Origin of the sequence: Acinetobacter sp. YH12116, assembly GCF_013418895.1 — a bacterium.
Classification (GTDB): domain Bacteria; phylum Pseudomonadota; class Gammaproteobacteria; order Pseudomonadales; family Moraxellaceae; genus Acinetobacter; species Acinetobacter indicus.
Genome location: NZ_VPBE01000013.1, coordinates 1 through 24,480, shown reverse-complemented (window position 1 = coordinate 24,480; position 24,480 = coordinate 1). Strand labels below are relative to the sequence as shown.

The window sequence follows — 24,480 nt, the reverse complement described above, 5'->3', positions numbered from 1 at the left end:
TATATGAAATCCATCGTTATTCCTCTCGTCGAATCCCCCCGTGCTGCCAAATTGGCTTTTCTGGTCATTCTGGATTTCTGTGTATTTCCAGTCCTAATCTGGCTGTGTTATGCCATTCGTCAGTTTGACCTTGGTGCAGAGGTGGTGCCGAATATTCCGTTTGGTTCACTGTGGGTCAGTGCAATTGCGGTTATCCTGCTGTTTGTGTTCGGGGTGTATCGCTTTATTGTACGTACCTACAATGAAGTATTTATGGTCAAGTTGGGCCTGGCGACCTTTCTGGCGGTAGCGGGACTCTATGCCTTGGCCTATTTAACAGATGCTTTTATTCCAACCTCAATTCCATTGATGTTCGGCTTTATGATGTTCGCCTGGGTGTGGTTTAGCCGTGGGATCATCCGTTTTATTGTCCGTTCTTATGTACAGGCGGGCGTACCGAAAAAACGCATCGCGATTTATGGGGCAGGCAATGCTGGTCAGCAGGTTGCTGCGACTTTAACCCGTTCCAATGAACATTTACCCCTTTTATTTATTGATGATAATCCATCTTTGAGTGGACAGAATATTGGCGGGATTGATGTCTATTTGCCGGAAACAGCGCTTAAATGTTTTGCCAAATTGCGGATTGATGAAATTTTAATTGCGCTGCCTTCTGTGGGGCGTAGCCGCAAAAGTGAAATCGTCAAATTTCTGGAACCGGCACATTTAAAAATTACTGAAATTCCGGGCCTGACCAAACTGGTGGATGGTGAAATTCGCGTCTCCGATATTCAGGAAGTTGATATTATTGACTTGCTGGGCCGTGATCCGGTGCCGCCTGTGGCAGAGCTGCTGGAAAAAAATATTAAAGACAAAGTGGTGATGGTTACAGGTGCCGGTGGTTCAATTGGTTCCGAATTATGCCGCCAGATTATTAAAAACCAGCCGCAGAAACTGGTGATTTATGAGCTGACTGAATTTGCCCTGTACAGCATTGATAAAGAGCTGCGTCTGGCGTCCAATGTCGAAATTATTCCGATTCTGGGTACGGTTCTGGATCAGGCCAAACTGGAACGGATTATTGAACAGTATGCGGTGCAAACTGTCTATCATGCGGCGGCGTATAAGCATGTGCCGCTGGTGGAATGTAACCCGATTGCTGGTCTGAAAAATAATGCAATTGGTACCGCTTTTAGCCTGAATGCTGCGGTGAAAAATGGGGTTGAAACCTTTGTGCTGATTTCGACCGACAAAGCGGTGCGTCCGACCAATGTCATGGGCGCATCAAAACGTATGGCTGAGCTGTACTGTCAGGCCATGGCGGAAGCGCAGGACCAGACCCAGATCAGTATTGTGCGTTTTGGTAACGTGCTCGGTTCATCCGGTTCTGTGGTGCCGCTATTTAAACAGCAGATTGCCAAGGGTGGCCCGATTACCGTGACCCATCCGGATGTGACCCGTTTCTTTATGACCATTCCTGAAGCCTCACAGCTGGTGATTCAGGCTGGTGCCTTGGGTCATGGTGGCGATGTGTTCCTGCTGGATATGGGTGAGCCGGTACGGATTCAGGATCTGGCCCGTCAGATGATTGCGCTGAGTGGCCTGAAAGTGCGTGAAGCCGACAGTCAGGACGGCGATATTGAAATCCAGTACTCCGGTTTACGTCCCGGTGAAAAACTTTACGAAGAATTACTGATTGATGCCGATAATACCGAAGTGACGCAACACAGCCGGATTTTGCGTTCTTATGAAAAAATGTATCCTCTGGATGAGCTATTGCAGGTCTTTGAGCGCTTCAATGAGTTAACTGCGGTGCAATCGGATATTGATTGGGCATTAAGCCAGCTGGAGCACTATGTTGATGGCTATCAGCGTGGTAAAGAAGTTAAAGTAAATTAAAATATCGAGATCAGGTTAAAATATATGATTAAGAAGGCGATTTTACCTGTTGCAGGTTTGGGTACCCGTTTTTTACCGGCCAGTAAATCTATTCCCAAAGAAATGGTAACGGTGGTCGATCGTCCAGCGATTGAATATGTGGTGCGTGAAGCGGTTGCTGCCGGTATTGAGCAGATTATTCTGGTCACGCATTCTTCCAAAGCATCAATTGAAAACTACTTTGACCGTAACTTTGAGCTAGAAACCACATTAGAGCAGAAGCAGAAGTGGGATTTGCTAAAAGAAATTACCGAAATTTTACCGCCGCAGGTCAGCGTGGTTAGTGTGCGTCAGCCACAGCCACTGGGCCTGGGTCATGCGGTGCTGTGTGCCAAAGATATTGTCGGTGATGAGGCTTTTGCCGTGTTACTGCCAGATGTGCTGGTCAAAGATCAGGCAGAAAAAAATGATCTGGCCTTGATGATTGAACGTTTTAATGCCACCCAAGCAGCGCAGATTATGGTCGAAGCTGTGCCGGCGCATCTGGTCGATCAATATGGCATTGTGGATGTTGCCGCTGCTCCTGCAGAAGGTCAGAGTGCGGCAATGCAGGGCATTGTCGAAAAACCAGCGGTCGGTACGGCACCTTCTAATCTTTCCGTGATCGGGCGTTATGTATTGCCAGCCAAAATTATGCAGCTGTTGGCCACCACACCGAAAGGGGCCGGGAATGAAATCCAGCTGACCGATGCCATTGCCGCATTACAGCAGCTGGAAACAGTCGAAGCCTACCGCATGAAAGGCCAGACCTTTGATTGTGGCAGCAAACTGGGCTATTTAAAGGCCGTCTTGCATTACGGGGTGGATCATCCAAGTTTAGGTGCAGCATTTAAAGAACTGATTCAAGAACTAAAAGACTAATACAGGGCAGAGGTCAGCATGAAGGTTGCAGTTTTTGGTCGAACGCTTTATGCCGGGGTGATGGCGGCGCTGTTGGCAGAATGTGGGCACAAGGTCTATTGGTGTGACATTTTCGGGCAAGATAGCCCGGAAGCGCCTGATTTTCAGGATGAGGCGGTCAATCGTCTGTTGCAGCAGCAACATGCCCAAGGCTTTCTGCATTACTGTAGCCTGAAAGAGCTGGGTCTGGAGATTGATGTCTATCTGTTTAGCCTGAATCCGGCTGAAGAGCCGCTGCTGATTGAATTGTTGCAGCAGCTCCAGCAGCGTCCGATCATTCATCCGAAACTGATGATCAATGCCTCGACCCTCGGTCTGCAGGGTACGGCACGTCTGAAACAGCTACTGCCTGAAGATGACTGGGTGTATTTGCCGGATATGAGTCAGGAAGGGAATGCGCTGGCCAGTATCACCCAGGCGGAACAACTGACTGTGGGCTGTATGAATCCACAGGTGCAAAGCAAAGTACAAGAGTTTTTACGTCCACTATTTCCACGCAAGCAGCAATATCTGTTTATGCCGGTGCTGGATGCGGAATTTACCAAGCTGAGTATTTCCGGCATGCTGGCGACCCGGATCAGTTATATCAATGACTTGGCTGTGGTGGCCGAAAAACTCGGTATTGATATTGAACATGTGCGCCAGGGCATGGCGGCTGATAGCCGGATTGGCGCGTCCTATATGTATCCGGGCGCCGGTTTTGGCGGAGAAAACTTCTCGCATGATGTCCTGACCTTGGCCAATACCGTTTCAACCACCGGGGTGAAAAGCCAGCTTTTGGCCCAGGTCTGGGAAATTAACGAGCAGCAAAAAGAGCTGCTGTTTCGCAAACTGTGGAACTATTATCAGGGCAATTTAAAAGGCAAAACCATTGCCATCTGGGGTGCAGCCTTTAAGGAAAATACCTCACGCGTACACCATTCACCGATTCACGCCATGCTCAAGGCGTTATGGGCACAAGGGCTCACGATTAAATTACACGATCCGCAAGCCTTGCCAGAAATTCAGGCATTGTATGGCGAACGCGATGATCTGATCTTGTGTCAGGACCAGTATGAAGCCGTCAAAGACAGCCATGCGCTGTGCCTGTTAACCGCCTGGAAACATTACTGGAGTCCGGACTATAAAATCCTGCTCAACAGTATGCAGCATCCACTAATTTTAGATGGACGTAATATCTATGATCCGCAATTTGTCAAAGCGCAAGGCTTTGCCTATATGGGAGTAGGACGCTAATGAGCAGTTCAGCAGCGGTACATACGCGTGATTCACTGTTATTACAGTTACAGACTTTAAAAAATCAGTTTGAACAGCGCCATTTAACCGATTTATTTGCCCAGGATGCGCAGCGTTTCGAGCACTTCTCCGTACGTTTAAAATCGCTGGTTTTTGATTATAGCAAGCAGCGGATCGATGCCGAAGTACTGGCACAGCTGATACGCTTTGCTGAGGCACATGACTTATCGGGCTGGATCAACACCCTGTTTTCCACCGATACGATTAACTATACCGAACAGCGTGCAGCCATGCATTGGGCGCTGCGTTTGCCAGAACAGGACAGTACTCATCCGGAACTGGCACAGCAGGTACAGACCCAGCTACAGCGAATGTATCAGCTGGTAGAAAAAATTCATGCCGGACAATGCCGCGGTGCGACCGGTGAAGTGATTCAGGATGTGGTCAATATTGGCGTTGGCGGTTCGGACTTGGGGCCTTTGATGGCGACTCAGGCATTGTCCGATTTTAAACATTCAAGTGCCAAGCCGCTGAGCGTACATTTTGTTTCGACCATGGATGGCAGCCAGCTCTCGGATCTGCTGCATAAGCTGCGTCCGGAAACCACGCTGTTTATTATTTCCTCCAAGTCTTTTGGTACCATTGATACCTTATCCAATGCGCAAACCGTCCGTTTATGGCTGGAAAAAGCCTTGGGCAAACAGGCCCGTGTATTACAGCATCATTTTGTTGGGGTATCGACCAAGCCTGATAAAATGACCGCATGGGGCATTGCGCCAGAAAACCAGTTCCTGCTGTGGGATTGGGTCGGTGGCCGTTATTCACTCTGGTCCTGTATCGGCTTGCCAATTGCGCTGATTATTGGCGTGGAAGGTTTTAAAGCCTTTCTGGCCGGTGCCTATGCGGTGGATCAGCATTTCCAGACCGCACCCTTTGCACAGAATATTCCGGTGTTGATGGGTCTGCTCGGGATCTGGAACAATAATTTTCTGGATATTCAGACCCATGCGGTTTTACCTTATGATGGCCGCTTAAAATATTTTGCCTCTTATCTGCAGCAGCTGGAAATGGAATCGAATGGTAAATCGATTCAGCGCAGTGGTGATGCAGTCGAACTGGATACCTGCCCAATTGTCTGGGGTGAAGTAGGACCGAATGCCCAGCATGCGTTTTATCAGCTGCTACATCAGGGCACGCAAGCGGTCAGCTGTGATTTTATTGCGCCGGTGAAGCGCTACAATGCCAACCAGTTTACTTATGCCGAAAGTGCAGAGGCGCTGGTCGAGCAACATCATCTGGCGCTGTCTAACTGTCTGGCACAATCGCGCTTACTGGCTTTTGGTAATCAGGCGCTAGATCAGGCCGAACTGGCCAGTCTGCCACCGTATAAGCAATATGCCGGTAATCAGCCGAGTTCAACCTTTTTAATCCAGGAACTGAATCCGTATAGCTTGGGGATGCTGATTGCCTTGTATGAGCATAAGGTCTTTGTCCAGTCGGTGATCTGGAATATTAACCCCTTTGATCAGTGGGGCGTGGAAAAAGGTAAGGAAATTGCCAATCAGCTGTTGCCGATTTTAAATGGCCAGCAGCAGGATGTATCGGCACTGGATGCTTCGACACAGGGTTTAATTCAAATTTTGCTTGACCAGGCGAAAAGTGACAAGGGAATATAATTACAGAGTGAGCAATAAAAAAATGGAGCTTTGAGCTCCATTTTTTGTGTTAAGCCTGAATCAAGCGAGTCAATTCATCGATATAGTCTTGCATTGGTTTGGGTTGCAGGTCACGGCGGCTTTCAATATTCAAACGCAATAACGGTTCGGTATTGGAAGCACGTACATTAAAACGCCAGGCACCAAAATCCAGACTGACGCCATCAGTCTGGTCAATGGCCGGGTTCTGATCGGCATAGTGTTTAAAGATCTTTTGAATGGTGGCTTGGGTATCTGCCACTTTAAAATTAATTTCACCTGAGCATGGGAACTTGGCAATCATCTCTTCTACCAGACTCGATAAGGATTGACCGGTTTCAGACAGCACCGCAATCGCCAGTAACCACGGAATCATGCCGCTATCACAATAGGCAAAGTCACGGAAATAGTGGTGGGCACTCATTTCTCCGCCATAAACCGCGTTGTGCTCACGCATCACATCTTTAATAAAGGCATGCCCAGATTTGGACTGGATTGCTTCGCCCTGATACTGTTCCACCACATCAAAGGTGTTCCAGACCAGTCGCGGATCATGCACAATTTTTTCACCGGACTGTTTCAGCAAGAAAGCCTGTGCTAACAGCCCCACGATGTAATAGCCTTCAATAAACTGGCCTTTTTCATCAAACAGGAAGCAGCGGTCAAAGTCGCCATCCCAGGCAATGCCCAGATCTGCACTGTGTGCCAGTACTGCCTCGCGGGTGCTGTCGCGGTTTTCTACCAGAATCGGGTTCGGAATCCCATTCGGGAACGTGCCATCGGCTTCATGGTGAATTTTGACAAACTCCACCGGAACATTCAGGGCCTTGAATTTATCTTCAATCGCATCAATCACATGACCAGCAGCACCATTGCCGGCATTCACCACCAGCTTCATTGGGCGAATCTTGGCTGGATCAATATAGGTCATCAGATGATCTACAAATTCCGGCAAAATATTGTAGGACTGTGTGGTTCCTTTGGCTGTAACTTCGGTAAATGTACCAGCTTCTGCTAAGGCCTGAATTTCTTTTAAGCCAGTATCGGCACTGATTGGACGGGCATTCTCGCGCACCAGTTTCATGCCGTTATAGTCCATCGGGTTGTGGCTGGCAGTGACTTCAATCCCGCCCTGGACATCCAGATGGAAAGCGGCAAAATAGACTTCTTCGGTGCCAGTCATACCCAGATCAAGCACATTTACACCTGCATCATTCAGGCCTTTGATGGTCGCCTGTTTTAAGTCTTCACTGCTTAAACGGATATCGCAGCCAATCGCCACAGTTTTTGGCTGGTAAATCTGGCCATAGGCACGGCCAATTTTATAAGCAATCTCTTCATTGAGTTCTGTACCAAGTTTGCCGCGGATATCATAGGCTTTAAAACAAGTCAGTTGGGTCATTATTTGTTCTCCATGCAGAAGAAAAAAGGCCGGTGAATGTAAGCTAGTAATAAAGTTGCACCCTAAATTTGTGTTAACTAATTGATTTATATAGTGCATGATTTATCATTTTGAAAATAAAGTATCATCGTAAATCATGCTGTATCCTCAACTCCATAAAAAAATCAGTAATAAAGTATCATCCTAAATATAAGGAAATATAATCTAGAGATCAAAGTACTTATGTTATTGATGTACAGATAGGTGCAAGATTAAGTCCCATGAAACGAAGGAATATCCAATTAACAAAAGATATTTTTCAATTTCTTATACTATAGAAATATCAATTAAGTAGATTTTAAAACTTCTATAAATCGGTTTTTCCAATCTTTAAATTCTTTATCGGATATAGTGATCTCAAATTTATTTTTTGGATGGTTAACACCTTTGGGAATACCAATGTTATTTAAGGATTCTGCGGTAGGCCAACGTAAAGAGCGTTTAATAATATCTTCTTTAAATTTTGGAAAATGTTGATCCCAGATTTCCGTATTATTAACCTTAATAATTAATAGATCTCTTGCGAAAGTAAAAACCACCTCAATCTAAGTTTCATGAGATATCAGAACTTAAACCGTTTTTCAGATTCTGAATTTAAACGCTTGGTTGGCGTACCTCGACCAGTTTTTACCGAAATGGTAGAGGTTTTAGAAAAAGCAGAATCACTCAAAAAGAAATCAGGTCGTCCTCATACTTTAGCTATAGAGGATCAGTTGTTATTAACGCTCAATTACTTACGCAACTACAGTACTCAACGGCTTTGTTGCATAAATATGTAAGCATCTGATTTAAATAAATTTAATTTTGGATCAAAAAATAATCAAAACTTTTAAAATCATATAGTTATGAAATCTTTGTGCAACAAAGCCTTTCCAGATTAGGGCCACCCCCTAGTCCAATGTTAGGCTATAATACTAAAAACCGCGTTTTTCCAGAGCCTAACAAGCTCAATATAAGTTGGTAGTATCAACTAAGTTCAAAACTTGCTCTATCAAGTCTTACTTGAACAACAGATTCTGATATTAATTCAAGTTACATTGGTCTTGGCTTAGGGTTAAATATATATTTTTAAATAAAAACCTAAGGGTGTAAAGATAATGAAAAAATCGTTTTTAAATTTTGAAATTAACGACTCTAAATATCAGTATTTGCTTAGTCAACAAGTTGATAAAAGATTCAATAGACACTTATCTATAGGAACTAACTTAGTACTAAATTATACTGATAATACAGAGGTTTTACATCAACATATAGACGATACCATGGTGGTAGTTGTTGGATTATGCGTAGACGCATATAAGAAGTTAGAAAGAGCACAAATACCTAATTACATTTTATCGTTAATTGATAGTAACGATAAATCGTCTATCAGCATATTAGCCGCTAATACAAGTAGATTCGCAGGTAAGTATATAATCTTACTTAAAAATAAAACCGGCTTATTTATGATTGGAGATGCAACCTCATCACTTCCTATTTATTATAGTGATGTCGAAAATAGTGTTTATGCATCATCTTCAGAACACTTACTTGCTACACATATTGGATTTTCTAAAAGCACATCCTCTACTAAGATCCAGTCACTAGCAGCAGCCAATATGCCCTTACCTTATAATCTATCTCATTACGAGAACCTATTATTTCTATTACCAAATCACCTGGTAAATATAACCACTAAAGAAGTTATGCGATATTCCACTAAAGTATCAATTCCTGAGTATAAAAATGAAGTTGAGGTTTTAGAGAGAACTAAGCTATTAATAAATAATATCACTGAAGAATATGCTAAGTATTATAAATTAGTTTGTCCTTTGACAGCGGGGACTGATAGTCGGGTAGTTTTATCTTTTCTTCACAATGTGAATAAGCAAACAGAATGCTATACCCTAAAATTTGATAACACTTCAGACACATCAGATGAATTGGTTGTACCGAAAAAAATCTGTAAAGCATTAGGAATTAACCACTCAACAATTGAAGTTCTGGAAAGCTCTAAATCGAATATAGATAGCGCCTACAGTATAATTGGTAGAAATAATATTACTGAACAGCGATTAAACTTATCCCTTACGTTAAGAGAAAAATTCGATCAAGATAACGCTATTATTTATGGAGATATAATAGATCAAATCGGTAAGAGTGGTACCTTTGGTGACACTCCAAATATTTTTGCTACTAACAGCTATTTAAATACGAAAACTCATAGTTTCTCGAAAAGAAATTTCGAAGTCACTAAAACTTATATTAATAAATTAAAAAAAGAGGTGAACTATAGCTCAGTATATGATTATTTTGCTCTAGAAATAAGATGTGGTAGATGGGCGTCCCAAAACTCAGAGGTAAACAACTCTTTAGGGGTAAATATGCTTAATATATTTAATAATACTGAAGTTATTATGTTGTGGATGACATTGAATAGGACTAATCGAAAGAACTTAGTTGTACACAAATACTTTCTAAAAAACCAGTTACCAACACTAGATGCTTACCCATTCAACCCCGATAGTAAAGTTAAAAAAATAAAAAATAATAAGTATTTATATGCACTAGCTTCATATATCAAATTCTACTATCAAAAAAACAAAATTCGAAAGAATAGCTTCTAACATTAGTTGTAAATTAATTAGGCTCTAGACTAGCAGAATAGATATGTTAGTCTAGAATGGCTTTGTTGCATAAATATGTAAGCATCTGATTTAAATAAATTTAATTTTGGATCAAAAAATAATCAAAACTTTTAAAATCATATAGTTATGAAATCTTTGTGCAACAAAGCCGCGTAGCATTGAGAGGTAAGGGAAATTGCTCTCTAATATCAGTAATTAAAGGATTCCAGTCTAAAAGTAGAAAAATCGCAAGTTCTAAATCAGATAATAAATGATGGGTACGTTTTGTTGTATGACCAAAAACTCGGTGAGAACGACCTTTTGAACTAACATCCCGTATAGTAATCCACGGCTTATAATCTTTTAGATTGCCTTGTCCACGTCCTTCTTTAATCCAGCGGTTCTGCTGATGTTCTGTCGCCATAACAAATCGCCCATTATTCTTTATTAATTTAGAATAACAGGCGATTAATATTTAGGCAATATAGGATGATACTTTATTACATAGGATGAAACTATATTACTCAAGATGATACTTTATTACTTGAATACAATGAACCAGCCTTTTTCTGTTTTGCTTATTCTACCGTCACCGATTTGGCCAGGTTACGTGGCTGATCCACATCGGTACCGCGCAGTACCGCAACATGATAGGACAGCAGCTGGACCGGAATGCTGTAGACAATTGGTGCCAGCACCGCACTGATTGATGGAATATGTACCACATGCTGACGCTCTTTGGTTTTAATGCCGCTGTGCTCATCAGCAAAGACAAACAGCTCACCACCACGGGCCTGTACTTCTTCCATGTTGGATTTCAGTTTATCCAGCATGTCATCTTTGGGTGCCAGAATCACCACCGGCATTTCATTGTCGACCAGAGCTAGCGGACCATGTTTCAGTTCACCGGCGGCATAACCTTCGGCATGAATATAGGAAATTTCCTTCAGCTTCAGGGCACCTTCAAGCGCAATCGGGAACTGGGTGCCACGGCCGAGGAACAGGCAGTGGTTCTTTTCCACAAACAGCTCGGATAAGTGCAGAATCGCCGGGTTATGTTGCAGGGTATCCAGAATCACTTTTGGCGTATGCCACAATTCCGCGATAATCTCGGTAACGGTCTTGTCTGCAATGCTCTGTTTGACCTGACCAATCTTCAGAATCAGCAGCATCAGCGCAGCCAGCTGCGTGGTAAAGGCTTTGGTTGATGCTACGCCAATTTCCGGACCAGCCAGGGTTAACAGGCTGTGATGGGTTTCGCGCACCATTGACGAGGTGGCTACGTTACAAATTGCCATGGTGCAAATGTTCAGCGCTTTGGCCGCAGCACGTTTTTGGGTATCGCGCAGTGCAGCCAAGGTATCGGCCGTTTCACCTGACTGGGAAATACAGATGTACAGGGTATTGTTAACAATCACCGGCGTACGATAGCGGTATTCGCTGGCAATTTCGACCTGACATGGTACATCAATCAGCTGTTCAAACCAGTACTTGGCAATCATGCCAGCATGGTAGCTGGTACCGCAGGCAATAATCTGCACTTGCTGGATGCTGGCGAAGTCCTGCTCGGCCTGGGCCAGAAAATCTTCACGCAGTGCATTGCCATTTAAGGCCTGAGAAATAGTTTGTTGAATCGCTTCTGGCTGCTCATAAATTTCTTTGAGCATGTAGTGCTTGTATTCACCTTTAGAGGCATTGCTCACGGTTGCATCCAGCTCTTTCACCGGACGATTCACCAGCTGACCATCCACAAAAACTTCGATGGTTTCACGGGTTAAACGGGCAATATCGCCTTCTTCCAGATAAATAAAGCGATTGGTGATTGGCAACAAGGCCAGCTGGTCCGAGCTGATAAAGTTCTCGCCAATCCCGACGCCAATTACCAGTGGTGAACCTTCACGAACGGTAATCAGTTCATCTGGATGATCGGTATGGATAATACCGAGTGCATAGGCGCCTTTGAGCTGTGGCACTACCTGTTTCACCGCTTCCAGTAAACTTGGGGTTGATTTCAGGGCATCATTGACCAGATGCGCAACCACTTCGGTATCGGTTTGCGAGGTAAATACATAACCAAGCGCTTCCAGATCATCTTTGAGTTCCTGGAAGTTTTCAATAATTCCGTTATGCACCACCGCCACATTGCCTGAAATATGCGGATGGGCATTATTTTCAGTTGGCTTGCCATGAGTCGCCCAGCGTGTGTGTGCGATCCCCAACGAACCGGTTAATTCGGCTTCAATAACTGCCTGTTCCAGATTGGCCACTTTCCCGACACGACGTTCACGTAATACATGACCGCCATTGATTAGCGCCAGACCGGCAGAATCATAGCCACGGTATTCCAGACGCTTTAAGCCTTCAATCAGGATATTGCTAATATTACGTTCTGCAACGCCACCGACGATACCACACATAATCTTTTCCTCTTATTTTTTCAGTTTTTGGGGACGTTGATAATTATCTTTACTCAACTGTTTTGAGCGTTCAAAGGCCAGGCTATGGTCAGCCACATCACGGGTAATTACCGAGCCGGCACCCACCGTTGCGCCGTTGCCAATGGTTACTGGTGCCACCAGCGAGCTGTTTGAGCCAATAAAGGCTGCATCACCAATGATGGTTTTGAATTTGTTGGCGCCGTCATAGTTACAGGTAATGGTGCCTGCGCCAATATTGGAACCGGCACCGACTTCTGCATCGCCTAAATAGGTAAAGTGATTGGCTTTGGAGCCGATACCAATCTGGGTGTTTTTGACTTCAACAAAGTTGCCAATATGCACCTCATTGGCCAGCACTGCACCCGGCCGCAGGCGGGCAAATGGACCAATCTGTACATCTTCACCGACAACAGCATTTTCAAAGACGCTATACGGCTGAACTTTGGTACCGGCCGCAATTTTGCTGTTTTTAATCACACAGCCTGCGCCAATTTCAACCCGATCACCGAGTTCGACTTCACCTTCAATAATCACATTGATGTCAATACGGACGTCTTTGCCCACGGTTAGGTTGCCACGCAGGTCAAAACGACTTGGATCAATCAGATGCACGCCTTGCTGCATTAACTGTTTGGCCTGGAAGCTTTGAAATTCACGTTCCAAGGCGGCCAGTTGCATCCGGTCATTGACACCTTCGACTTCAAAGGCACGTTCCGGCTGCACCGAAGCCACCTGCATGCCATCGGCAATGGCCATGGCCACAATATCGGTCAGGTAGTATTCGCCCTGTGCATTGTCATTGGACAGTTTTGGTAACCACTGATGCAGTTTGGCATTGCTGACGCAGTAAATGCCGGTATTGATTTCCTGAATCTGGCGCTGGGCCTCAGAAGCATCTTTATGTTCAACAATGGCCTGAATCTGGCCATTGTCACGCACAATACGGCCGTAACCGGTCGCATCTGGCAGGGTCAGCGTGACCAGACCAATACCGGTAGCCTGACTGGCCTCGACCAGTTGCTCTAAGGTGGCCTGGCTAATGCACGGCACATCACCGGATAAAATAATTGAAACACCATCTTGACCCAGTACCGGCAGCGCCATTTGGACCGCATGTCCGGTCCCGAGCTGCTCGGCCTGTTCCACCCATTGAACCGTTTCATGGGCAAAGGCCTGTTGTACCTGTTCGCCGCCATGGCCATAAATGGTAATAATATTATCTGCTTGTAATTGTTGTGCCGTTTCAATCACGTGACCCAGAAGCGGGCGTCCTGCAAGGGGTTGAAGCACTTTCGGAAGGCTGGAGCGCATACGCGTTCCTTTCCCTGCGGCAAGAATAATCACGGTAGTAGACATGTATAATCCTAGTTATTGCTAAACCAAAATAAAATAAAGATAAATTAAAATACAGATTGCTGCCCAGAGTCCGGCAATCAGATCATCCAGCATAATGCCAAAGCCGCCATCGACCTGACGGTCAATCACCCGGATGGGCCAGGGTTTCCAGACATCAAACAGCCGGAACAGGGCAAAGCCTGCAATGACCCATAGCGTATTCATCTGGCCAAAATAGATCAGCGGTAAAAAGGTAATCGACTGTCCGGCAAATTCATCCCAGACAATACGGCCATCATCATGGACGCCCATCACCCGTGCGGTTTGCCCGCAGATATAAATCCCGACCAGTGACATCAGCAGAATCGCCACAACCGAATAGGCAAAACCAAGCCACAGCCACAGCGGAATAAACAGCAGCGCAAAGGCTGAGCCGAAGGTGCCGGGAGCTTTGGGTAACAGGCCTGATCCAAACCCGACCCCACAGAAGACAACCAGGCGGTCGGGCCAGCTCATCGCTTTAAAATGAATGGCAGGTTTAGGCAAAGTGTTGGTATCCCTGGAATTGGAGCGAATGATCTACGCCATTCTGCACAAAATGAAGTTCGGGTGCTGCATGAATTTGTCCAATCTTGGTAACGCGGACATTCAGCGGTTGTTGTAAAAGTTGTTCAAAATGCTGCGGGCTGATGCTAAAGCACAGTTCATAGTCATCGCCGCCAGCCAGCGCATATTGCCAGCGCTGTGTGTCAGGTAAATGACGCAGAGTATCGCTAAGCGGTAACAGATCCAGATCTAGGGTGGCGCCAACCTTTGAGGCTTTAAGAATATGTCCCAAGTCTTGGGCCAGACCATCTGAAACATCAATCATGCTCGAGGCCAGACCTTTGAGTTGCTGGCCCAGTTCGCAGCGCGGGGTTGGATAATCCAGACGCTGCTGCAGTGCATGACCTGGATGCTTCAGGCCAAAGGCGGCATCACCGACGGTGCCACTGACGCAGATATAGTCGCCCGGCTGGGCACCTGCTCGGGTAATCGCCTGACCGGTAGCTATCCAACCCAAGGCGGTCACGGATAAGGTTAAATGCGGACTTTGGGTGGTATCTCCACCAATTAAGCGCACCCCAAATTGATCGCAGCAATCATACAGACCTTGGCTAAAGGCTTTCAGCCAGTCGTGATCAATTTGGGGTAGGCTCAAGGCCAGTAGAATACTGTGCGGCTTGGCACCCATGGCAGCAATATCAGAGAGATTGACTGCAACAGATTTCCAGCCAATGGCATGTGGATCAGTATCTAATGGGAAGTGTCGTCCAGCAACCAGCGTATCGGCGCAAATCACCAGCTGTTGCTGTGGGGGAGGAGTCAGCACGGCTGAGTCATCACCAACACCTAAGTCGACAGAACTGCCGTGCTGCCGATTGAAATAGGTGTCAATAATGGAAAACTCAGCCATCGCATCAATCTGTCAATTATTTAGATTGCTGTTTTTCTGCTGCACGTAATGAGCTGGCCAAACGGTCAAGAACACCGTTAATGTATTTATGGCTGTCTGCACCGCCAAAATGTTTTGCCAGCTCAATGGCTTCGTCTAAAACCACGCGATATGGAATTTCCAGATGTTCTTTCAATTCATAGGCGCCCAGACGAAGGGTTGCGAGTTCAACGCCGTCAAGGGCATCAATTTCGCGGTCAAGCACAGGGATTAAGAGCGCATCCAATGCTTCATGATTGGCAACCACTTGAGTCAACAATTCATGATAATAGCCGAGATCCACTTTGTGCATGGCATTTTCGACACGCGTGCGTGCTTCAATCTCGTGCACCGGATTGTGGCTCATCTGCCATTCATAAATTCCTTGTACAGCAAAACGACGTGCTTTACGTTTTGCTGCATAAGTTGCTTGAAGTGTTTGCGACATAGCGTTAAATAGCCTTTAACAAGTTAACCATTTCAATTGCAGTTAAAGCAGCTTCGCTACCTTTATTACCTGCTTTTGTACCCGAGCGTTCAATCGCTTGTTCGATACTATCCGTAGTCAATACACCGTTAATGACCGGTAAGCCAGTGTCCAGGCCAACCACACCTAAACCTTTGGCACATTCGCCTGCAACAAAGTCGAAGTGAGGCGTGCTGCCACGAATCACCGCGCCCAGTGCAATAATGGCATCGAAACGATCAGATGCTGCCAGTTTTTTCGCAACAACCGGAAGTTCCCACGCCCCTGGTGCATGAACAACAGTGATATTATCCTCTGATACACCATGACGTTTCAATGTGTCGATGGCACCTTCCAGCAAATGTTCCACCACAAAGCTATTAAAACGACCAACTAAAATCGCGTAACGGCCTTCGCTCGCGAGATGTAACATACCTTCAATACGGCGAACTGCCATAGCAAACCTCGATGATTTCTTAAGTTGTTTGTTGTGCGGTGACGTATTCCACCACTTCCAAGTTAAAGCCGGACAAGGCATTGAAACGTAATGGCGAGCTGAGCAGCTTCATTTTTTCAACACCTAAATCACGTAAAATCTGTGCACCTACCCCAATGGTCTGATACTGCTGAGACAGCGCCGCATTGGATTTACTTTTCTTCGGTGCATTTAAGCTGTCCAGTGCCGGACCTAAATCCTGCAGATGACGCTGGCCAATCCAGACCAATACGCCACGATCACTATTGGCAATTTCTTTTAAGGCACGGTCCAGATTCCAGGCCGGTTCACCATCCTGCTTGTTCAGTTTTAGCAGGTCACGGGTTGGGTTAAAACCATGCACGCGAACGGTGGTCACGCCATCTTTTGGCTCACCTTTGACCAGCGCCAGATGAATATCCGGGTTACCCAGTTCACGGTAACGATACAGGTCAAAGCTGCCATATTCGGTATCAATGCTTTGCTGATCTAGACGCTCAACGGTTTGTTCATTGGTCATGCGGTAATGGATCAGGTCGGCGATGGTGCCCATTTTCAGACCGTGTTTTTCTGCAAACACTTCTAGGTCGGCACGGCGCGCCATGGTGCCATCTTCTTTAATAATTTCACAAATCACCGAAGCAGGTTCTAGACCAGCCAAACGGGACAGGTCACAGCCGGCTTCAGTATGACCGGCACGGTGCAGCACACCACCTGGTTGCGCCATCAGCGGGAAAATATGGCCCGGCTGGACAATATCGGCCGGTTTGGCATGGGCGGCAACCGCCGTGCGAATGGTATGCGCACGTTCAGCCGCGGAAATTCCGGTGGTGATGCCTTCTGCGGCTTCAATCGACAGGGTAAAGTTGGTGCCATGCTGGGCGCCGTTGGCATCGACCATGAGTGGCAGGTTTAACTGCTGGCAACGCTCACGGCTTAGGGTCAGGCAGACCAGACCGCGGGCATGGGTGATCATAAAGTTGATGTCTTCCGGGCGAACATGCGTGGCAGCCATGACTAAATCGCCTTCATTTTCACGATCTTCATCATCCATCAGGATAACCATTTTTCCTGCACGGATATCTGCTACGAGCTCTTCAACTGTATTGAGCGGCATCAACCTTCACCTTCTTTTTGTCTCAACGGACATTTTCATGACATTAATTGTGGCATAGTCTAACGCTTTTTCGTAGGTTTTGCCTATGCTTATCCGTTTCCCGGTCTGCTTCATTGTTATACACAGTGGCTGCTGGCTTGAAAAGGGCCGGTGTCTGGAAAAAGCTTGAATTGTGCAGAATATTTAAGCAATTGATCTGTAAAAAAAATATAAACAGCAAGCCGCAAAAACCAGGAATTTTTTTAAAAACGCTTTTATACATTTAGACTACGATTTAAATCAGCCAGATAAAACAGGAATGGCGAACAGGCTTGGGGTGAGGTTCAAAAATTTTAGAATAGGCAATAAAAAAGCCCCAATCTTTCGATCAGGGCTTTTTGAATCTGGAGCGGGAAACGAGACTCGAACTCGCGACCCCAACCTTGGCAAGGTCACCGAGATTTATTACATTAAATGGCGTTAATAGTAAGTATATGATTTTATTTGTTTTGTTTTATTTTTTGTGTGGTAAAATTTCGATCAATTTATATCATTTAATGTCATTTTGGTCACTTTATTCTATACATTTTAGTTTTTAAAAGCTACCTATGTTTTGATGCTGATTTTCATGAGAAATAATAACATTATATTGTTTAATATAATGTTGTTAATAATTTATAAATAGACTACAACATGTAGTAGCGAAGATGCTCAACATGCACTTACTACGTAACATCATTAAATAAAAGTCTTCCACAAACCAGGTACGGTTCATGATCGAGGCATGCCAAAGAATGTGATTCATCATTCCGACAGAGGTGTGCAATATCTTTCCATTCGATATACCAATCGTTTAGAAGCAGCAAATTTACGAGCATCAGTCGGTACAACTGGTGATTCATACGATAATGCTCTGGCTGAAACGGTGAATGGCTTATACAAAACAGAGGTGATTGAATATCTAAAAGCAGATTGGCAAGGTTTAGCAGATGTACAACTTGCGACACTAAACTGGGTAGATTGGTTCAATAAAAAGCGTGTACACAGTGCACTGGGTTATGTATCGCCTTTTGAGTTTGAAGCAATGTACTATGATAAGATTAACCCGTTAGGTCAGGTGGCCTAACTTAAATAAAAAAGTCTCCGACAAACCCGGTACGGTTCAGTGAATTTCCACAGGGTGCCTTTACAGCTGGCAATCACTTTATGGCTGTCTTCATCTTTCTCTGCCAGTTCCAGATAGTAATGCCCGCCTTTGATGCTGAGATTACGGATCTCGGCTTTGACCCATACCGCTTCATCGAAAGTCAGCTGGATGACTTCCTGTACGGTGGTCAGGTATTCACTGAGACTGAGTTGGGTTTCTGACATGAAAGAAAATACGGAATGCGGTCATTTGATCCTACAAAATAACAGCTTTCATTTCAAAGCATAGAATTGTTTGGAAAATCTGGAGCATTGCCATGTATGTCCACAATGTGCTGAAAGCCTCTCATCAAGATTTGACTATTTTGCGCTGAGGATAAACGGGTCAGACTTCAATTTTTATCCAGTAAGCTTATCAAGTGCTCTCATTTCGCATGTTCTTTATAGTACTGGTTTTTCCGTTTGGAATTGTGCTTCCAACTTTTGGAAAATTTATAGACATAAGTCGGGAAATCATCCCAAACATAGGGCAAACCACTACCACGGGCAACACGTATTTTGAGCGGATAGTCTTTATATTCAATGCAATGCATGAAATAAAAACTTCTTTCTTGTTGCGTACTGAACTTTTTAAAATAAACACTTCTCAGATTAGGATATTTTTTCCAAAAATAATCATGAGGATGTGCTTTGATAGACTGTTGGTACTGATATTTCAGTTTTTTCATGATTCCTCCTAGGTAACATTACCTAGAAGGGATCCTGTGCAAAGTAATTCATCATAGTTAATCTCTTTGTCTTTCTATAATTGAGTATTGATTTGATAACGTGTGTTACGTCCACCACCTTCTAATTTGACTATACATGCTTTTTCAAGCAAGTCAGATAAGTGGCGGGTAGCTGTTGCCTTACTGACTTTAGCAACCTTTTGATATTGTGAGGCACTAATGCCATGTTCAAAGCCATTTTCCCCGCCATCCAATAAACGGTTTAAAACCTTTCGTTGCCCTTCATGCAGGTCTAAACTAGAATATTTATGCCAAAACTGACTTTTAAATAAAGTTCGATTGATCCGCTTTAAGGTTGTTTCAAGGCTGTCATTCAAGGTATCTAAAAACCAGACCAGCCAATCTGTGATACTGGAATCATTTTTTTGGGTTTGCTCCAAGATGTCATAGTAACTTTTGCGTTTGTTTAATATCGCAGGAGATATGGCATACAAACGAATGCTCTGTTCATCCATTTGAGCCAGGGCAAGATCTGTCAGTGTACGTGTAATACGACCATTACCATCATCAAAAGGATGTAGCGTCACAAACCATAAATGAGTAATGCCTGCGCGTAAAAGGGGGTCAAGCAAGGAATCGGTCAGACTATGGTTAAACCACTCGATAAAGGCATTTAAGCGACTTTCTAGCCCCTCTCTAGGAGGAGCTTCAAAATGTACCGTAGGATAATCCAATCGACCTGAAACGACCTGCATAGGTTCTGAGCCTCTGAGTTGACCAATGCGTAAACGTTGCATTGTCCAATCCGGGTCATTGAAAAGCCAACGATGCCATTGCATGAGGCGTTCAACTGTGAGCGGTTGCTTCACATTGTTAAGCGCATCGAGCATGATATTCGCTAGACCTTCTGATCTGTCTGAGCTTGGATAAGGTTGTTCAAGAGTAACGCCCAAACGTCGAGCTAGAGATGATCGCAATGAAAAAACATTTAGAGTTTCATTTTCAATCGCTGATGAAGCAACTAGATTGGCAAGTAGAGTATCTAAAGTAAATTGTTCTTTCGCTAAATCATGCTGACTTTGCCCAAGAAGAATTCCTATTTTTTGATGTATTTGTCTAGTTTTAGGCAGGATGATTTCATCTTGCCATGTGAAGTTTGTCCAGTTTTCTGTTTGCCAAATCCATTCCTGCATCTTCAATCTATAACTCGAATCGTTCCAAGATGAGTTAAATATAGCATATATTCGGCTCACAATATGAGCTGAATATAATGTTTAATTAGCTCATCTATTTGTCAGAATTTGCATCAGCCGACTTATTTTAACGTCGAATTGTTGGTGTCTTTGTGGTTATTTTAAATTTTCAGAAAATCTGAAACTTTTAAAGCCAAAATTTCGTGTTCGTCTTGTGATTCCACAATATCAACCATAAGATCATCAAGCTCAGTATCATCTTTAATTGAAACACCTTGAATATTTTCTGATCCTTACTTCAGGTATGATGATATTGCTATCACTACATTTAAAAATCATTATGAAACACTTAGGATTTGTAGGAAAAAGTACAGTACATATTGGATATACCCATGTTGAAATTATTAACAGCGCTCTTCGACTGTCCTTCAACGTGCCCTTAAAGAATAATCCAGAGGGAGTCTTTAGAAAAATCGTAGAAAACAACTATGATTTATTGATATCGACTTCAGCAGAAATCTCATTTGAATTAGATAGCGAAACGATTACAAAGGCTGAAAACTTAATTAAAGAGCAAGGTATTGAGTTAGAAGAATTTATTCAGAATACGCTGATTGAATTTATCAATCAGAACCAATTAGATACCACTAACTAATTACCATAGTTAGACAATAAAAAACCCCGACATATCGGGGTTTTTCGTGTTTGGCTGCTAGGTAGGCTGCTGTTCTACCTCACGTCCTGGTGCTTGAACTTATCATTATTGTTGTATGTTTCGGAACTTCCTGTTCCTGTATGACTTCATCATAAGCAAAAAACTACAGATCCCCTAGCCGCAAAATCCCTAAATGTTTGTGCGCCAGGGCGTACAAATCTGGCTAAAAGTTGTCCCGGCTTTATCCGCAGAAATTGGGGATAATTTTTGCCCTGGACACCTGATAGAATCAGGAAAAACCGCAAAAAAAGACTATTTTTTAAACAAATTGATTGGCGAAAGATGCCAGGATCGAATAGAAAAAAGCCGACTTGTTTCCAAATCGACTTTTTGGGTTTGCGCCCCCGATTTTTTATATCATAAATTATTGATAAATAATACTATTTTCCATAAATTTCGAATAATGCCCATTATGTTAAATGGCCGGGTATTTAGATGAATAATAATGCTTTCAATTGGGTAAAGCTTGCAGAATCCTGCTGAATTTGTAATCCTTGCGCCCAAGGGTGTCTAGCTAAGCTGAGGCAGGTGTTTGTTGTAGTCGGGCCGCTACAATATTGATAAAGAGCGCCTGTATGTTTAATTTCAAGATTTTTAATAAAGTCTCTACGGAAGTATTGACGATAAAAAATGACCTCGAGCTTAATTCCGAAATCCAATTAATTAATAAATATAAAACGGCTATTTCTGAAGATTATAAACAGGCTATTGTTTTGATCTTTAAAGAACGTGGCTATACACGTTTGGAAATAGGTCAATTACTTGGGGAGCTAAAAGCTTCATAAAATACCGATTAAACAAAGCTTGGATATAACATCCAGGCTTTATAAAAAAGTACCTAGCTGTTACCCTTGTCCTGATTTTTTTTTACTCTAAAAAGTTCCTTCATCTTATGACACTTACGCCACCTTAAGTTTATTTACCGTCTTAAATCTGTAAATAACTCATCACTGTCTAGTGATGTGGTGTAGTCGCTTGTGTGTTGTATATATCACATCACTAGCCTATCTGAAAAATTAAAAAACAGGCTATGTTTATGTTATCTAATGTCCGAGAACAGTGGTTCTCTAACATCCGTGGGGATGTACTTGCCGGATTAGTCGTCGGTCTTGCACTCATCCCTGAAGCCATCGCATTTTCAATTATTGCAGGTGTAGATCCTAAAGTCGGTCTATATGCATCCTTTTGTATTGCCGTCGTGATTTCTTTCGTAGGTGGTCGTCCTGCCATGATTTCAGCTGCCACCGGGGCTATGGCACTGCTTATGATCACATTGGTCAAAGAGCATGGGCTTGAATATCTGCTGGCAGCAACAATTTTGACAGGCGTGATTCAAATATTGGCAGGCTATTTAAAGCTTGCCAAGTTAATGCGGTTCGTATCTAAATCTGTGGTTATTGGATTCGTAAATGCGTTAGCGATCTTAATTTTTATGGCTCAGTTGCCTGAACTGATTAATGTGACCTGGCATGTATATGCTCTAGTTGCTTTAGGTTTGGCGATTATTTATCTCTTCCCTCTGGTTCCCAAATTAGGAAAATTACTCCCTTCTCCACTAGTCTGCATCATTGCAATCACATTATTGGCAATCGCTTTAGGAATTGATGTACGGACCGTGGGCGATATGGGGTCTTTACCTGACACACTTCCAATGTTCTTGATTCCAAATATTCCTTTGAATATTGAAACATTGATGATTATTTTGCCTTATTCAGTCGCACTGGCGGCTGTAGGTTTACTTGAATCGATGATGACAGCAACCATCGTGGATGAAATGACAGATACACCAAGTGATAAATTCCAAGAATGTAAAGGACAAGGTATCGCGAATATTGCTTCTGGCTTTATGGGGGGGATGGCCGGTTGTGCCATGATTGGTCAATCCATGATTAACGTGAAATCGGGTGGTCTTACACGCTTATCAACATTCTCTGCGGGTATTTTTCTTCTTATTCTGGTTGTATTTATCAGCGATTGGCTCAAAGTGATTCCAATGGCTGCATTGGTAGCGGTAATGATCATGGTCTCTATCAGTACCTTTGAATGGAGTTCTGTCACTCAGTTAAAAGATAATCCTAAGAGCAGTAATATCGTCATGATTGCGACTGTGATTGTAGTTGTTGCTACGCATAACCTGGCTTTGGGTGTGTTAACAGGCGTATTACTTTCAGCTTTGTTCCTAGCGAATAAACTTGAAAATGATATCCAAGTAATAGCATCTTTTGAAGGAACAGCCCGTTTATATGATTTGAGAGGTCAGATCTTCTTTAGTTCTTCTGAAAAATTCATGCAAGGGTTTGACTTTAAAGAGGATGTAAAGGATGTGATTATTGATTTGACCCATTCTCACATTTGGGATGTAACATCAGTCGCCATGCTTGATTCTGTTGTAAATAAATTCCAAAAGAATAATGTGAATGTCACTGTGCGTGGCTTAAATGAAGCCAGCTCTATCATGATTGATAAGTATGGAACACATGCCAGAATCTAAGTGCAGGAGATTTTACGTTTATGTAGAATCTCTAAAATTAACATAATACACCTTATACGTAATGCTTGATATTTCTCTTTAAATATCATTATATTAAAGCAAGCCGTTCTGGAATATAGGGCACCAGAGCGGCTTTTTATTGATTATTCATGTTCCACGCTTAAAATTCGAACAGTGTTTCATGATTTTTATAAGTTAAACTAAATTTAGTTGCTAATCCCAATAAGCTATTCACTAACTTGTAAATATCGGTATACCGCCTGACGACTAATCCCAAAAGCTTTCCCTAATGCCATTTTCGATGGATACTTCCCCTCCTTCCATGCTTGTCGTAAAGCTTCAGCTTGGTCAGGCTTTAGTTTATGCACCCGACCTTTGTACTTCCCCTGAGCAGAGGCGAGTTTTATGGCACTGTTGCAAATAGAGATTTGAGTCGATGATGTTCCCTTTAAAAAGTACTTAGAGACCGAAAACCCTGTTGATTAGACACACTTCACCCTGAGGCTGACCATAATAAAATGACGATGCTTGTCCTTTACGTAGTGCACGCATGACTTCAATACCTTTAATTGTGGCATAAGCTGTCTTCATAGATTTGAATCCTAATGTGGCCCTGATGATCCGCTTTAGCTTGCCATGATCACATTCAATCACGTTATTTTTATACTTAATCTGCCTGTGCTCAAGGTCTGGTGGACATTTACCTTCCCGTTTTAACCGTGATAAAGCACGTCCATATGTGGGTACTTTATCCGTGTTGATCACTTGTGGAATTTGCCACTTCTTCACATTATTTAAAATTTTTCCAAGAAAACAATATGCTGATTTGGTATTACGTCTAGAAGAAAGATAAAAATCAATGGTATCGCCATGTTGATCGACTGCACGATACAGATAAGACCATCGTCCATTCACTTTTACATAGGTTTCATCAATATGCCACGAGCTCAGATCTGTAGGATTACGCCAATACCAGCGTAAACGTTTTTCTATTTCAGGAGCATAACGTTGAACCCAACGGTAAATAGTCGTGTGATCAACATTCACACCCCGTTCGGCCAGCATTTCCTGCAGTTCACGATAGCTAATGCCATATTTACAATACCAGCGCACAGCCCAAAGAATGATT

The 24,480-nt window shown here is 43.5% G+C and carries 20 protein-coding genes and 6 pseudogenes; 10 read left to right on the top strand and 16 right to left on the bottom strand.

Annotation, left to right across the window (positions count from 1 at the left end; translation table 11 throughout):
* The first annotated feature begins 3 nt into the window (after positions 1 to 3).
* The 4 genes from FTU54_RS09225 to pgi are packed head-to-tail and all read left to right on the top strand — an operon-like array spanning position 4 to position 5,729.
* Positions 4 to 1,878: a nucleoside-diphosphate sugar epimerase/dehydratase gene (locus FTU54_RS09225; protein ID WP_180074649.1), complete on the top strand. Its 1,875-nt coding sequence runs from the start codon at positions 4 to 6 to the stop codon at positions 1,876 to 1,878.
* A 24-nt stretch (positions 1,879 to 1,902) separates the two neighbouring features.
* Positions 1,903 to 2,778 (top strand): UTP--glucose-1-phosphate uridylyltransferase GalU, encoded by an 876-nt coding sequence (gene galU, locus FTU54_RS09220; RefSeq protein ID WP_168383596.1) that lies wholly within the window; start codon positions 1,903 to 1,905, stop codon positions 2,776 to 2,778.
* A gap of 18 nt (positions 2,779 to 2,796) precedes the next feature.
* Positions 2,797 to 4,053 carry a nucleotide sugar dehydrogenase gene (locus FTU54_RS09215; protein WP_180074648.1) on the top strand — a complete coding sequence of 419 codons (1,257 nt, stop codon included), beginning with the start codon at positions 2,797 to 2,799 and terminating at the stop codon, positions 4,051 to 4,053.
* The gene (pgi, locus tag FTU54_RS09210) at positions 4,053 to 5,729 is read left to right on the top strand and encodes a glucose-6-phosphate isomerase (RefSeq protein ID WP_180074647.1); all 1,677 of its coding nucleotides are present in this window, start codon (positions 4,053 to 4,055) and stop codon (positions 5,727 to 5,729) included. The genes FTU54_RS09215 and pgi overlap by 1 nt, the downstream gene beginning before the upstream one ends.
* A gap of 49 nt (positions 5,730 to 5,778) precedes the next feature.
* Here the strand turns inward: pgi and FTU54_RS09205 are convergent, their stop codons facing one another.
* Together FTU54_RS09205 and FTU54_RS09200 are read right to left on the bottom strand one after the other, a co-directional pair.
* Positions 5,779 to 7,149 carry a phosphomannomutase CpsG gene (locus FTU54_RS09205; protein ID WP_180074646.1) on the bottom strand — a complete coding sequence of 457 codons (1,371 nt, stop codon included), beginning with the start codon at positions 7,147 to 7,149 and terminating at the stop codon, positions 5,779 to 5,781.
* A 326-nt stretch (positions 7,150 to 7,475) separates the two neighbouring features.
* Positions 7,476 to 7,727 (bottom strand): Tn7-like element transposition protein TnsE, encoded by a 252-nt coding sequence (locus FTU54_RS09200; protein WP_373685794.1) that lies wholly within the window; start codon positions 7,725 to 7,727, stop codon positions 7,476 to 7,478.
* Positions 7,728 to 7,742: 15 nt separating this feature from the next.
* On the opposite strand from FTU54_RS09200, the pseudogene FTU54_RS09195 reads away from it, so the two are divergent.
* Positions 7,743 to 7,943, top strand: a pseudogene (locus tag FTU54_RS09195) (IS5/IS1182 family transposase); the annotation flags it as partial.
* Positions 7,944 to 8,285: 342 nt separating this feature from the next.
* Positions 8,286 to 9,794, top strand: coding sequence for a hypothetical protein (locus tag FTU54_RS09190; RefSeq protein ID WP_180074645.1), 1,509 nt, complete (start codon positions 8,286 to 8,288; stop codon positions 9,792 to 9,794).
* A 172-nt stretch (positions 9,795 to 9,966) separates the two neighbouring features.
* On the opposite strand, the pseudogene FTU54_RS09185 reads toward FTU54_RS09190, so the two are convergent.
* From FTU54_RS09185 to ribBA, 8 genes and pseudogenes are all read right to left on the bottom strand, one after another.
* A pseudogene (locus FTU54_RS09185) lies at positions 9,967 to 10,218 on the bottom strand (heteromeric transposase endonuclease subunit TnsA); the annotation flags it as partial.
* A gap of 154 nt (positions 10,219 to 10,372) precedes the next feature.
* Positions 10,373 to 12,211, bottom strand: coding sequence for a glutamine--fructose-6-phosphate transaminase (isomerizing) (glmS, locus tag FTU54_RS09180; RefSeq protein WP_075167635.1), 1,839 nt, complete (start codon positions 12,209 to 12,211; stop codon positions 10,373 to 10,375).
* A 12-nt stretch (positions 12,212 to 12,223) separates the two neighbouring features.
* Positions 12,224 to 13,588, bottom strand: a complete 1,365-nt coding sequence (glmU, locus tag FTU54_RS09175; protein WP_180074644.1) for a bifunctional UDP-N-acetylglucosamine diphosphorylase/glucosamine-1-phosphate N-acetyltransferase GlmU — start codon at positions 13,586 to 13,588, stop codon at positions 12,224 to 12,226.
* An 18-nt stretch (positions 13,589 to 13,606) separates the two neighbouring features.
* Complete coding sequence (locus FTU54_RS09170; RefSeq protein ID WP_162182857.1) at positions 13,607 to 14,083, bottom strand: phosphatidylglycerophosphatase A; 477 nt, start codon at positions 14,081 to 14,083, stop codon at positions 13,607 to 13,609.
* A gap of 22 nt (positions 14,084 to 14,105) precedes the next feature.
* Positions 14,106 to 15,023: a thiamine-phosphate kinase gene (gene thiL, locus FTU54_RS09165; protein ID WP_180074643.1), complete on the bottom strand. Its 918-nt coding sequence runs from the start codon at positions 15,021 to 15,023 to the stop codon at positions 14,106 to 14,108.
* A gap of 16 nt (positions 15,024 to 15,039) precedes the next feature.
* Positions 15,040 to 15,489, bottom strand: coding sequence for a transcription antitermination factor NusB (nusB, locus tag FTU54_RS09160; protein WP_005181335.1), 450 nt, complete (start codon positions 15,487 to 15,489; stop codon positions 15,040 to 15,042).
* Positions 15,490 to 15,493: 4 nt separating this feature from the next.
* Positions 15,494 to 15,964: a 6,7-dimethyl-8-ribityllumazine synthase gene (gene ribE / locus FTU54_RS09155; protein ID WP_005181338.1), complete on the bottom strand. Its 471-nt coding sequence runs from the start codon at positions 15,962 to 15,964 to the stop codon at positions 15,494 to 15,496.
* 19 nt (positions 15,965 to 15,983) lie between these two features.
* A complete protein-coding gene (gene ribBA, locus FTU54_RS09150; protein WP_016658863.1) occupies positions 15,984 to 17,099 on the bottom strand; it encodes a bifunctional 3,4-dihydroxy-2-butanone-4-phosphate synthase/GTP cyclohydrolase II in 1,116 nt (371 codons plus the stop codon).
* A gap of 748 nt (positions 17,100 to 17,847) precedes the next feature.
* Here ribBA and FTU54_RS09145 point away from each other — a divergent pair.
* Positions 17,848 to 18,204 (top strand): annotated as a pseudogene (locus FTU54_RS09145) (integrase core domain-containing protein); the annotation flags it as partial.
* A 38-nt stretch (positions 18,205 to 18,242) separates the two neighbouring features.
* On the opposite strand, the pseudogene FTU54_RS09140 reads toward FTU54_RS09145, so the two are convergent.
* From FTU54_RS09140 to FTU54_RS15365, 4 genes and pseudogenes are all read right to left on the bottom strand, one after another.
* Positions 18,243 to 18,449: pseudogene (locus tag FTU54_RS09140) on the bottom strand (exodeoxyribonuclease VII large subunit); the annotation flags it as partial.
* A gap of 200 nt (positions 18,450 to 18,649) precedes the next feature.
* Entirely contained in the window at positions 18,650 to 18,952 is a 303-nt protein-coding gene (locus FTU54_RS09135; RefSeq protein WP_127801937.1) for a hypothetical protein, read from the bottom strand.
* A gap of 74 nt (positions 18,953 to 19,026) precedes the next feature.
* Complete coding sequence (locus tag FTU54_RS09130) at positions 19,027 to 20,145, bottom strand: Fic family protein (RefSeq protein WP_180055193.1); 1,119 nt, start codon at positions 20,143 to 20,145, stop codon at positions 19,027 to 19,029.
* A gap of 161 nt (positions 20,146 to 20,306) precedes the next feature.
* Positions 20,307 to 20,426 (bottom strand): annotated as a pseudogene (locus tag FTU54_RS15365) (type II toxin-antitoxin system death-on-curing family toxin); the annotation flags it as partial.
* Positions 20,427 to 20,485: 59 nt separating this feature from the next.
* On the opposite strand from FTU54_RS15365, the gene FTU54_RS09125 reads away from it, so the two are divergent.
* The 3 genes from FTU54_RS09125 (at position 20,486) to FTU54_RS09115 (ending at position 23,351) form a co-directional block, all read left to right on the top strand.
* On the top strand, positions 20,486 to 20,800 hold the full coding sequence (locus FTU54_RS09125; RefSeq protein ID WP_095706048.1) for a hypothetical protein: 315 nt from the start codon (positions 20,486 to 20,488) through the stop codon (positions 20,798 to 20,800).
* Positions 20,801 to 21,435: 635 nt separating this feature from the next.
* Positions 21,436 to 21,645, top strand: a complete 210-nt coding sequence (locus FTU54_RS09120; protein ID WP_005098942.1) for a hypothetical protein — start codon at positions 21,436 to 21,438, stop codon at positions 21,643 to 21,645.
* Positions 21,646 to 21,896: 251 nt separating this feature from the next.
* Positions 21,897 to 23,351 carry a SulP family inorganic anion transporter gene (locus tag FTU54_RS09115; protein WP_180055195.1) on the top strand — a complete coding sequence of 485 codons (1,455 nt, stop codon included), beginning with the start codon at positions 21,897 to 21,899 and terminating at the stop codon, positions 23,349 to 23,351.
* A 227-nt stretch (positions 23,352 to 23,578) separates the two neighbouring features.
* Here FTU54_RS09115 and FTU54_RS09110 read toward each other — a convergent pair.
* Both FTU54_RS09110 and FTU54_RS09105 read right to left on the bottom strand, forming a co-directional pair.
* Positions 23,579 to 23,758: pseudogene (locus FTU54_RS09110) on the bottom strand (recombinase family protein); the annotation flags it as partial.
* A 52-nt stretch (positions 23,759 to 23,810) separates the two neighbouring features.
* Positions 23,811 to 24,479, bottom strand: coding sequence for an IS6 family transposase (locus tag FTU54_RS09105; protein ID WP_373685793.1), 669 nt, complete (start codon positions 24,477 to 24,479; stop codon positions 23,811 to 23,813).
* Between the last annotated feature and the right edge of the window lies 1 nt (position 24,480).